Here is an 11503-nt window from a genome sequence, read left to right on the forward strand (position 1 = left end):
TGCCCTGGTCCGGGCAGCAGCCCGGGCATAATGAGGGGGTGACTGCACCCCGAGCCTGGCTGATCTGGACCATCGGCATCTTCGCCTACCTTGTGGCCGTCTCCCAGCGCACGTCATTCGGTGTGGTGGGACTTGAGGCCACCGAGCGGTTCCATGCCGGCGCGTCTGCCATCTCCTTCTTTACGGTGCTGCAATTGCTGGTCTACGCCGGCCTGCAGATCCCCGTGGGCCTGCTGGTGGACAGATTCGGCTCGCGCGCCATGATCGCCGGTGGAGCCGTCCTGATGGGTCTTGGCCAGCTCCAGTTGGCCTTCGCCGACACCATCCCCGGCGGTGTGGCGGGGCGGGTTCTGGTGGGCGCCGGGGACGCCATGACCTTTATTTCCGTGATCCGCCTGATTCCGTTGTGGTTCGCGCCGGCCAGGGTTCCCCTGGTCACCCAGCTGACGGGCATGTCAGGCCAGCTCGGGCAGCTTTTCAGTGTGCTTCCCTTCGCCTTTGTCCTGCATTCCTTCGGCTGGACCTCCGGTTTCCTGATGCTGGCGGGCATGGCGGGCGTGGCGGTTGTCCTGGTGCTGGTGCTCTTGAAGGACCACCCGCCCGGTGCGCCCGCGCCGCAGGCGCAGCAGGGGTTGAAGGCCACAGGCGCCTCGCTCGCGCGGGCATGGCGCCAGCCTGGCACCCGGCTGGGGATGTGGAGCCACTTCACCATCCAGTTCAGCGGCACCGTCTTCGCCATGACCTGGGGCTATCCGTTCCTGATCTCGGGGCAGGGCCTGGATGCCGGAACCGTGGCCGGCCTGATGACCTTGTACGTTGCGGCGGCGATGGCGGTGGGCCCCTTCATTGGGCAGTTCGTTTCCCGCCACCCGCTTCGCCGGTCAACGATGGTCCTGCTCATCGCCGGCGCCACGGCCTCTGCCTGGGCCGCGGTGCTGCTGATGCCTGGCCGTTCCCCGCTATGGCTGCTGGCGTGCCTGGTGGTCGTCCTGGCCATCGGGGGGCCGGGATCGATGATCGGGTTTGATTTCGCACGGACGTTCAATCCGGCGCACAGGATCGGAACCGCAACGGGCATCGTGAATGTGGGCGGCTTTATCGCGGCCCTCGTGGCCATCTTCCTGATCGGCCTGGTGCTGGACGTCCTGCTGGCCAGCGGCTATTCCGACGGCGTCCTGTACGGGTTGGAACCGTTCCGGATCGCGCTCAGCGTACAGTTCCTGCTGCTGGGCTTTGGCGCCGCCATGACGATTGTCTGTCGGCGCAAAGTACGGCGCCAGATGGCAGCGCAAGGTGTTGTGGTGGCACCATTGTTTCGGGCCATGGCGCAGCAGCGGCGGGCGAACCTGGCCCAGCGTCGCCAGCCGTCCGAGACCAAGGACCGCGCGGATAAAGACTGACACCTTTCCTGAACAGGCAGGTTATTCACATACGGCAAGTTGGCGCTTCACCGCGGCTCGCGCGGCGCCAAAGCTGGAACCATGAAACCTTCAGAACACCTGACCGTCCGAGGCCCTGAAGACATCCTCGGGTTCATTCCGCATTCCCTGGGCTACTGGCCGGCCGACAGCCTGGTTGCGATGACCCTGCAGGGGAACCGGCTGGGAGCAACCCTGAGGCTGGATCTTCCAGGCCCGGAAACCCTCGCGGACCCGCGGGAGTACGCGCGCACGGTGCGCGATTATCTCCTGGCTGACAAGAATGCCGACGCCGCCTTGTTGGCATGCTTCACCAACGACGGCTGGATGGAACCACCTGGAACCTACCGCGGGCTATTGGATGCACTCCAGAGGGTCCTAGGCGCCGCGGGGATGCCGGTGCGGGACGCCTGGTATGTCGGCGACTCCTTCTGGCGTGATGCTTTCTGCACCGATCCGTCCTGCTGCCCCTCGCCGGGCCGGTCTGTTCAGGCGATCCGGGACAGCATGCTTAATGCCGAGATGGTCTTCCGCGGCAGCAGCGTTGGGCCCGCGCCGGAGTACGGGGCGCATCCTCCATCCCTGCTTTCCGGCGAGGACCGGGCAGCCGTCCTTGCCTCTGAGGCCACGTGGGCGGCACAGCTGGACCGGCGACGGGGGAGCAGGGAACAGTTCGGCCAGCTGATGGTCCAGTGGGAGGCCCTGCTGGCCAACCAGCCTGGGCCTCTGCCCGTCAATGACGCTGCCTTCCTACGCGCGTCGCTCCGGGTCCCCGCCTGGCGTGACGCCGTCCTGGTGATGGCCGCCGCCGGTCAGGCGGCTGCCCTGGCGGGTGCCGAGATGTTCGGCATCTTCGATGTCGGCTGCATCCTGGCTCCGGTGGGGCCCATGCTCCCGGGGCCCTTACCATCCGGACTTCCAGCGTCGGGAGCCGGACTGACAGGACGGGAGCCTGCCGGAACGCGTGCTACCGGACCCGGTACTCGCAGCATGCCTGCCATTCCAGGATATGGCGAAGTCCTGTTGGGTCTGGACCCGGTGGTTCCTGCCTGGCACACCCTTAACAGCCTGGACAAAGTGCTGGAACAGCTGTCGGCGTGCGGCGGGCAGGCCGGTGCAGCCGCGCTGACCGGGCGTGGGTGGATCGCGTGGTGCAGGGGTAGGGGCTCCTACGCTGCTGCGTACCTCGGCCGCGCCCTTGACGAGGAGCCAGGCTACCGGCTCGCCGAACTCATGCTTGAGCTGGTCCGGCGCGGCAGCCTCTGCGGCTGGGCTGCACGGAAAGAGGCCGCCTGGCGGAAATTCGAACCGGATGCAGCCTGACCGAATTCCGCCTGACCGGTTTGGATGGGGGCAGCGTTGAGGTCGGGTTTGGGAAAACCGTGAGACAATGGTTGCCGAGACCCGGTTGGGTCCGTGAATCAAGTGCATGTGATGAAGCCCCGTTGGGAACATTACAGCCGCCCCGGCAGTTCTACTTGTAGACTCTGCCGGCCGTGGTTGCACCTGATATTCATCACGGACTTGACAGGGTCATAGTGGTGTTGCCCGTATGGTGATTCCACAGACCGCCGCTAGAAAGGTTTTCTGTGACCCCGTCTTCCGCGAAGAAGGAACCCGCCGCCCAGGACGATTTGTCCCCTGAGGCGAAGCAGGCTGCAACGAACGCCAAGCGAGCAGCGACGCGGGCAGCCAACAAAGCCATCAAGGATGCCTCCGGTGACACCGGTTTGGACGGCAAGCCTGAGCCCAAGAAGCGCGGGCCCAAGCCCGGCGCCAAAGCCGCTGCCGAAGCAGCCGGAAAATCAGCCCGCGGCGCATCGGACGATGATGAGGACGTTGAGGAAGACCTCGACGACATCAACATCGCCGACGACAGCGAGATTAACGCCGCCAAGGCCGCATCAGCAGCCACGGGCAAGGGTTTTGTCTACTCGGATGCCGATGATGACGATGCCCCTGTCCAGCAGGTGATGTCGGCTGGCGCCACGGCTGACCCCGTCAAGGACTACCTCAAGCAGATCGGTAAGGTTGCGCTGCTCAATGCCGAGCAGGAAGTTGACCTCGCCCTCCGGATCGAAGCCGGACTCTTCGCCGAAGAGAAAATCAACGCCGACGACGGCTCGATGGACCCCAAGTTCAAGCGTGAACTTGAGTTCGTCATCCACGACGGCAAGCGCGCCAAGAACCACCTGCTCGAAGCCAACCTCCGCCTCGTGGTCTCGCTGGCCAAGCGCTACACCGGCCGCGGCATGCTGTTCCTGGACCTTATCCAGGAAGGCAACCTGGGCCTCATCCGCGCTGTTGAGAAGTTCGACTACACCAAGGGCTTCAAGTTCTCCACGTACGCCACGTGGTGGATCCGCCAGGCCATTACCCGGGCCATGGCAGACCAGGCCCGTACCATCCGCATCCCGGTGCACATGGTTGAAGTCATCAACAAGCTGGCCCGCGTGCAGCGCCAGATGCTCCAGGACCTGGGCCGCGAACCCACACCCGAAGAGCTGGCCCTCGAACTGGACATGACTCCCGAGAAGGTCGTCGAGGTCCAGAAGTACGGCCGCGAACCGATCTCCCTGCACACCCCGCTGGGTGAAGACGGTGACTCCGAGTTCGGTGACCTCATCGAGGATTCCGAGGCCGTGGTTCCCGCCGACGCGGTGAGCTTCACGCTCCTGCAGGAACAGCTGCACTCCGTCCTGGACACTCTGTCCGAGCGCGAAGCCGGCGTGGTGGCCATGCGTTTCGGCCTGACCGACGGCCAGCCGAAGACTTTAGACGAAATTGGCAAGGTCTACGGTGTCACGCGTGAGCGGATCCGCCAGATCGAGTCCAAGACCATGTCCAAGCTCCGCCACCCGTCACGGTCGCAGGTCCTGCGAGACTACCTGGACTAGACCAGGACTCAGGCAGTGCGGGTCCCCTTCGGCCCATCATCTTCGGATGGATGGGCCGAAGGGGACCCGCTTTTCCTGTCTGCGGCTTCATGGCAAGTTCACGACAGAAGAGGACCCCTCTGGCTGGAGGGGTCCTCTTCGAGGTGTATCAGGTTGTGGTGCGCCTGGTCAGTCGACGGACACGGGAGCCTTCTCGTGAAGCCTGCCCGTCTCGTCGTGCCAGTCGGAGCTCAACGGCCTCAGTGTAGCCTCGATTGCACGGGCGTGGTGGCCGCAGAACAGCAGCTCACCGCCGGAGGACTCGAGTACAACGCGGACATATGCCTGAGCCCCGCAACGATCGCACCGGTCCAGTGCGTTGAGTGTGCGGTCTGCCACTGCTGTTGTCATGTCGGCCTCCTTAGTAGATCTGTATGTCCATATAACCAGTATTCGTACCAATCCCATCGCAAGGACGGGTCAAGTTCGCTGTCCGCGTAGCCACAAGAATTGATCAAGCCGCCGGTTTCGGTCACGGAAAGATAACGAGTGGCCTTGCCCACAGCCCGTGGGAAGTGTGGCAGCCCGCTGTCTGCTGCCGCGCCGACTAGGCTTGATGGAGCGCCCGCAGCGCCAGCTGTTCCGTCACTGAAGGAGTTCACAACCCGTGGCACCAAGTTCTGATTACACCGCCCGGCACCTTTCTGTCCTGGAGGGCCTCGAGGCCGTCCGCAAGCGCCCCGGCATGTACATCGGTTCCACCGATTCGCGCGGGCTGATGCACTGCCTGTGGGAGATCATCGACAACTCGGTGGACGAAGCGCTTGCCGGATTTGGACACGACATCAAGATCATCCTGCACGCGGACAACTCGGTGGAAATCCACGACGACGGCCGCGGCATCCCTGTGGACACGGAACCCAAGACGGGGCTCACCGGCGTCGAGGTGGTCTTCACCAAGCTCCATGCGGGCGGCAAGTTCGGCGGCGGGTCCTACACGGCCTCCGGCGGCCTGCACGGCGTGGGCGCCTCCGTGGTGAACGCCCTGTCTGCGCGCCTGGACGTTGAAGTGGACCGCGGCAGCAAGACCTACAAAATGTCGTTCCGGCGCGGCGAGCCTGGGCGCTTCAAGGACCAGGGATCCAAGCTGGACCCGTCGGCGGTGTTTGCGCCGTTTGTGGACGGCTCGGTGCTCGATGTGGTGGGCAAGGCGAAGCGTGGTGTGACCGGGACCCGGATCCGCTACTGGGCGGACCGCCAGATTTTCACGCCGGACGCCAAGTTCTCCTACGACGAACTGGCCGCACGGGCGCGCCAGACGTCCTTCCTGGTACCGGGACTCAAGCTCACCGTCCGCGATGAGCGCAGGCTGCCCGGTACCCCCGGTGAAGCAGCCGGCCACGAAGAGGTGTTCCACCACGACGGCGGCCTGTCCGAGTTCGTCGAGTTCCTCGCCGCCGATCCCGGAGTGACCGACGTCTGGCGGCTGCACGGCTCAGGCAAATTCAAGGAAACCGTGCCGGTACTCGACGAACGGGGCCATAGCCAGCTCGCCGAGGTTGAACGTGACTGCGAAGTGGACGTGGCTCTCCGGTGGGGCATCGGCTATGACAGCACCGTCCGCAGCTTCGTCAACATCATCGCCACGCCCAAAGGCGGAACCCACCAGTCGGGCTTCGAGCAGGCGCTGGTCAAGACGTTCAGGAAAGCAGTGGAGGCCAACGCCCGCAAGCTGAAGGCCGGCAACGACAAGATCGAGAAGGATGACATCTTCGCCGGCCTGACAGCTGTCCTGACGGTCCGGCTGGCCGAACCGCAGTTCGAAGGCCAGACGAAGGAAATCCTAGGCACCTCCGCCGTCCGCGCCATCGTGTCGAAAGTGGTGGAGCAGGAGATCACCGCAAAGCTGAATTCGGCCAACCGGAACGACAAAGCCCACTCAGCGCTGCTCCTGGAAAAGATCGTCAGCGAGATGAAGTCCAGGATTTCCGCGCGGGTGCACAAAGAAACCCAGCGGCGCAAGAATGCCCTGGAAACCTCGTCCATGCCCACCAAGCTTGCCGACTGCCGGACGGACGACGTCGACCGTTCCGAACTCTTCATCGTGGAAGGCGACTCCGCACTGGGAACCGCCAAGCTGGCGCGGTCCTCGGACTTCCAGGCGCTGCTGCCCATTCGCGGCAAGATCCTGAACGTGCAGAAGGCGTCCGTGGGGGACATGCTGTCCAACACGGAGTGCGCTGCGCTGATCCAGGTGGTGGGTGCGGGATCCGGACGCAGCTTCGACATCAACGCGGCCCGGTACGGCAAGGTCATTCTCATGACCGACGCCGACGTCGACGGCGCCCACATCCGGACCCTGCTGCTGACACTCTTCTTCCGGTACATGCGCCCCATGATCGACGCCGGACGGGTCTATGCTGCCGTGCCGCCGCTGCACCGGGTGGAGGTCATCAACGCCGGGCAGAAAGCCAACGAGATGATCTACACCTACTCGGAGGCGGAACTCCATGTGCTCCTGGCCCGGCTGGCCAAGGAAGGCAAGCGCTACAAGGAACCGATCCAGCGGTACAAGGGCCTGGGCGAGATGGACGCCGGACAACTTGCCGAGACCACCATGGACCCGCGGCACCGGACGCTCCGCAAGGTGGGGATCGAGAATGCCAAGCATGCCGAAGACACGTTCGACCTGCTGATGGGATCCGATGTTGCCCCGCGCAAGGACTTCATCATCGCCGGCGCCTCCAGCCTGGACCGGGAGCGGATCGACGCCTGATGTCCTGTGATGGCGAGGCCGGCGTCGGCACAGCCCATGCCGGGGTTTAGTCCGGACGGCGGTTCCATCCGCGGCGTCGGTTCAGCCCAGCAGGCCCGGCACGATCAGCAGGGCGGTGGGCACGGCCAGGAGCAAGGCGGAGCCGGCAAGCACCAGCCCGCGGGCGGCGGCAGGCAACTGCGGCTCAGGGGACAGCAGCCGGCTGACCCGGGAGATAGTGGTCCGGGCAGAACCAGAGACGGCGCCTGTGGGCGCCTCAAGTCCGTCCAGGGCAAGGCCGGGGTGCGCGGACGGTATGGCGGCGGCCGCCATGCTTCCCGCCATCCCCGCCCCCATCCCTGCCGTCATACCTCCGGTAGGTCCGCTGGCCACAATGGCGATCGCCTTGATGAGTGTGGCTTTGCCTTCCGACTTCAACGCGACGTCGTCAGCCAGCATTTCGATGAGCGAGTTCACCGCCTCCTGAGCGAGGCGGGTGGTGGGCAACCAGGGGAGTGCCTGGCGCCACGCGGCAAACGCCCAGAGCAGAAGATGGTGGCGCTGGTTGAGGTGGGCATTCTCGTGGCTCAGGACGGCCCGCAACTCAGCCGGCTCCAGCGCGGCCATCAGGCCGTCCGAGAGCACCGTCACGGAGCGGGCCCCGCCGGGCAGGCAATAGGCGACGGGTGAATCGTGGCTGATGACCACCGTGCGGGCCGCGTCGACGGACGGGGCGGCCAACAGGGCCAGGAGTTCCCGGTGCCGACGCCGCTGCCGTTCGATCTTGTAGTAGGTCAGCAAGAGGGTGAAGACCAGGTGGGCGGTGAGCAGCGCCGCGGCGGACAGGGCGAACAGATGCCAGAAGCCCAAGGCCGTGGTGGGCGCGTTGAACAGAACCATATCCGCCACCCCGCGAAGCCCGGAGATGAGGTTGTCTCCGATCGGTTCAAGCCCGTAGACCAGCATGGCGCCGATCATGGACAGCCCGCCCGCAAGTGCTATTGCCTGCCACAGCAGCATGGCCGTGAACGGTGACCGGGCAGGCCACGAGGCACGGGAAAGCAGGATAGGCACTGGCCACGCCAGGACTATCGCGAGGACCGCCAGCAGGTACGAGGTCCAGAACATGGTCCGCTAGATGTGGCCAAGCAGCTTGCGCAGCGTTTCCGCTTCACTGTCCGTAACGGAGCCAATGAACCGTGCCAGCACGGCTTCACGGTCAGGCGCTGAGCCCAGCACTTCGTGCATCAGCTCGGCCGTGTGGTCTTCCCTGCTGGAAACGGCCTGGTAGCGGTGCGGCCGCATACCGCGTTCACGCTCCACAAGGCCCTTCTTCTCAAGCCGTGAGAGGACGGTCAGGACCGTGGTGACGGCAAGCTCCTTGCCCTCATGCCCGGCAGCATCCCCTTTTGCCTCGGTGGTTGTTGCCAGTCTGTCGCGCAGGGTATTCGCGGTGGCTGCTTCGTGGCCCGCCCAGAGCAGATCCATCACTGCCCGTTCCAGTTCGCCAAGACTTGCCATTGCAATACTTCCTTCGATTTCCCCGCACCGGGCCGTTGACGGCCGCGGTGACTGCACTATGCGCTACAGATACAAAAACAAATTTACCTGTTTTTCGCCTGAGTTTCTACGTACGGTAGAACACTCGGCGCGCCGCGGCCTTGTGGGAGCCACTTCCAGGTGGAACTGTTGGTTTACAGTGCCCGCCGCATTGTTCTACACTCTGTAGAAGCCAAAGTTCTACGTCACGTAGAAAAATTGCACCGCCAACCCGAGGGACTGCTGTGGAAGCTCTGGAAATCGCACGCTGGCAATTCGGCATCACCACCGTCTACCACTTCATGATGGTGCCGCTCACCATCGGACTGGGCCTGGTGGTGGCCGTGATGCAGACGTTCTGGCACCGCACCGGCAAGGTGGAATACCTCCGGATGACCAAGTTCTGGGGCAAGCTCTTCCTGATCAACTTCATCATGGGCGTGGCCACCGGCATTGTGCAGGAGTTCCAGTTCGGCATGGCCTGGAGCGAGTACAGCCGCTTCGTTGGAGACGTGTTCGGGGCGCCGCTGGCCCTGGAGTCGCTGCTGGCCTTCTTCGTTGAGTCCACGTTCCTGGGCCTGTGGATCTTCGGCTGGAAGCAGCTGAAGCCTGGCATCCACCTGGCCTGCCTCTGGGTGGCCGTGGTGGGATCGGTGTTCTCCGCCTACTTCATCATCGTGGCCAACAGCTGGATGCAGCATCCGGTGGGCGCGGAGATCATTGACGGCCGGCCGGTCATGACCGACGCCTGGGCCGTGTTCACCAACAACACGGCCCTGGTGGCCTTTCCGCACACGCTGATGGGAGCGCTGGCCGTTGCCGGCGGTTTCCTCCTGGGCATCGCCTGGTACCATCTCTGGCGCAGGCGCACGGACGGCATCGACACCATCGGCGCCGACGGGAAGGTGATTCCCGGCGAAGCCGCCATCCCCGGCCGGGACCGGACCGATTACAAAGTGTGGATCCGCTCGTTGCGGATCGGCGCCGTCGTCGCCATGATCTCGTTCGCCGGTACCGCCCTGACCGGCGACCTGCAGGGCAAACTCATGTTTGAGCAGCAGCCTATGAAGATGGCCGCGGCTGAGGCCGCGTGCCACGACGGCACCGGTTTCTCCGTGCTCAGCGTCGGGAACCTTGGCTCCAGGAACTGCGATGAGATTGTGGCCCTGATCGAAGTTCCGGGCATCCTCTCCTTCCTGGCCAATGGCGACTTCACCACCGAGGTCAGGGGCGTCAACGGACTCCTGGACCAGTACAAGGCCGACTACGGAACCCACCTGCCGGACAACCCGATCTACGGCGAGCGGGCCGGCCAGGAGATCGAGTACGTCCCGGTTATGGAAGTCACCTACTGGGGCTTCCGGATGATGATCGGCTTCGGCGGCCTTGCGGCACTGGCGGCGCTCATTGCGCTCTGGGTTACCCGGAATGGCACGGTGCCCGCGTCCCGTTGGCTGATGCGCCTGGCGGTGTTCGGCATCCTGGCCCCGTTCGGCGCCAACGCGGCCGGCTGGATTTTCACCGAGATGGGCCGACAGCCGTTTGTGGTGGCCCCCAACCCGGACCTGAACGGCATCGACCAGGTGTTTATGTTCACCGCGGCCGCAGTCTCACCGGGAGTGTCGGCCGGTGAGCTGCTGACGTCACTGATCGTCCTGACCGCCGTCTACGCTGCGCTGCTGGTGGTTGAGGTCAAGCTCCTGGTCAAGTTCATCCGGGGCGGTGTGGTGTCCGCGATGCCGGAACTGGCCCACACGCCGGCCGACAAAAACGGGGACGCCAGCAAGGGCCCCGGCACTGGCAAGCCCGCCGACGACGTCCTGGCATTCGCCTACTAAGAAGAGCAGAGGATACTCGAGCATGGAACTGCTGCCCACCATCTGGTTCATCGTCATCGCGGTGCTTTGGACCGGCTACCTCTTCCTTGAAGGCTTTGACCTCGGCGTGGGAATGCTGATGAAGCTTTTCGCGCGGAACAACACCGAGCGCCGGGTGCTGCTGAACACCGTCGGCCCGGTCTGGGACGGCAACGAGGTCTGGCTGATCACGGCCGGAGCCGCAACGTTTGCGGCGTTCCCGCTCTGGTACGCCTCGCTGTTTTCCGCCCTCTACCTCCCGCTCCTGGTGGTGCTGGTTGCCCTCATCTTCCGTGCCGTGGCGTTCGAATACCGCGGCAAGGGTGACACGGACATATGGCGGTCGCGCTGGGACTGGGCCATAGCCCTCGGCTCTTTCTTCGCCGCCTTCGGCGTCGGCGCTGCCCTGGCCTTGACCACCACCGGCCTGCCGCTGAACGCGAACGGTGACCGCGAAGGCGGTGCGTTCGCGTGGTTCAGCGGTTACGCCGTACTGGGCGGGCTGGCCGTGGTGGGGTTCTCCCTGCTGCACGCGCTGGCGTTCCTCGCATTGAAGACCGACGGCGACGTGCGCCACCGCGCGCGCCGCTGGTTCGTCCGGCTGCTTCCGGTCCTGCTGCTGCCTTTGGCAGGCTGGGCACTCTTCATCCAGTTCCTGGAGGGCAAGCCGTGGACCTGGGCGGCCGTGATCGTGGCCGTCATTGCCGCAGCAGCCGCTTGGTTCCTGGCACGGCGGGGATCCGAAGGCAGGGCGTTTATGGCGATGGGGGTCTTCCTCATCCTCGGCAGCGCGTCAATCTTCGGTGCGGTGTTCCCGGTGGTGCTGCCCTCCACCCTGGACCCTGCCTTTGACCTCACTGTTGCCAACGCGTCGTCGTCCGATTACACGCTCGGGCTCATGAGCGTGGTGGCAGCCGTTGGCCTGCCCCTCGTGATCACTTACCAGGCGTGGACCTACTGGGTGTTCCGGCGCCGTGTCAGCGCGTCCCAGATCCCCGCGGCGCACAGCTTCCTGCCGGCCATTGCTGTCCGGGCATTCACCACGAAGGGCTGACCGGC

9 protein-coding genes are annotated in these 11503 nt (G+C 64.7%); 6 read left to right on the forward strand and 3 right to left on the reverse strand.

Annotated features, from left to right (window positions below):
- The first annotated feature begins 38 nt into the window (after positions 1–38).
- The 3 genes from ACX80M_RS09860 (at position 39) to ACX80M_RS09870 (ending at position 4315) form a co-directional block, all read left to right on the forward strand.
- On the forward strand, positions 39–1400 hold the full coding sequence (locus ACX80M_RS09860) for an MFS transporter (RefSeq protein WP_252614041.1): 1362 nt from the start codon (positions 39–41) through the stop codon (positions 1398–1400).
- Between the two features lie 81 nt (positions 1401–1481).
- On the forward strand, positions 1482–2741 hold the full coding sequence (locus tag ACX80M_RS09865; RefSeq protein WP_459309503.1) for a DUF4192 domain-containing protein: 1260 nt from the start codon (positions 1482–1484) through the stop codon (positions 2739–2741).
- Between the two features lie 266 nt (positions 2742–3007).
- The gene (locus ACX80M_RS09870) at positions 3008–4315 is read left to right on the forward strand and encodes an RNA polymerase sigma factor (protein ID WP_058929344.1); all 1308 of its coding nucleotides are present in this window, start codon (positions 3008–3010) and stop codon (positions 4313–4315) included.
- A 168-nt stretch (positions 4316–4483) separates the two neighbouring features.
- On the opposite strand, the gene ACX80M_RS09875 is transcribed toward ACX80M_RS09870, so the two are convergent.
- A complete protein-coding gene (locus tag ACX80M_RS09875) occupies positions 4484–4705 on the reverse strand; it encodes a DUF7455 domain-containing protein (protein WP_056345317.1) in 222 nt (73 codons plus the stop codon).
- Between the two features lie 256 nt (positions 4706–4961).
- On the opposite strand from ACX80M_RS09875, the gene ACX80M_RS09880 reads away from it, so the two are divergent.
- The gene (locus tag ACX80M_RS09880) at positions 4962–7070 is read left to right on the forward strand and encodes a DNA gyrase/topoisomerase IV subunit B (protein ID WP_252600166.1); all 2109 of its coding nucleotides are present in this window, start codon (positions 4962–4964) and stop codon (positions 7068–7070) included.
- Between the two features lie 81 nt (positions 7071–7151).
- Here the strand turns inward: ACX80M_RS09880 and ACX80M_RS09885 are convergent, their stop codons facing one another.
- Together ACX80M_RS09885 and ACX80M_RS09890 are read right to left on the reverse strand one after the other, a co-directional pair.
- A complete protein-coding gene (locus ACX80M_RS09885; RefSeq protein ID WP_459309506.1) occupies positions 7152–8177 on the reverse strand; it encodes a M56 family metallopeptidase in 1026 nt (341 codons plus the stop codon).
- Positions 8178–8183: 6 nt separating this feature from the next.
- On the reverse strand, positions 8184–8570 hold the full coding sequence (locus ACX80M_RS09890; protein WP_056345326.1) for a BlaI/MecI/CopY family transcriptional regulator: 387 nt from the start codon (positions 8568–8570) through the stop codon (positions 8184–8186).
- Positions 8571–8833: 263 nt separating this feature from the next.
- Between ACX80M_RS09890 and ACX80M_RS09895 the strand changes: the two genes are divergently transcribed.
- Positions 8834–10426 (forward strand): cytochrome ubiquinol oxidase subunit I, encoded by a 1593-nt coding sequence (locus ACX80M_RS09895; RefSeq protein WP_252600168.1) that lies wholly within the window; start codon positions 8834–8836, stop codon positions 10424–10426.
- 22 nt (positions 10427–10448) lie between these two features.
- Positions 10449–11498, forward strand: coding sequence for a cytochrome d ubiquinol oxidase subunit II (gene cydB, locus ACX80M_RS09900; protein WP_252600169.1), 1050 nt, complete (start codon positions 10449–10451; stop codon positions 11496–11498).
- The last annotated feature ends 5 nt before the right edge of the window (positions 11499–11503 follow it).

The organism is Pseudarthrobacter sp. MDT1-22, assembly GCF_054511035.1.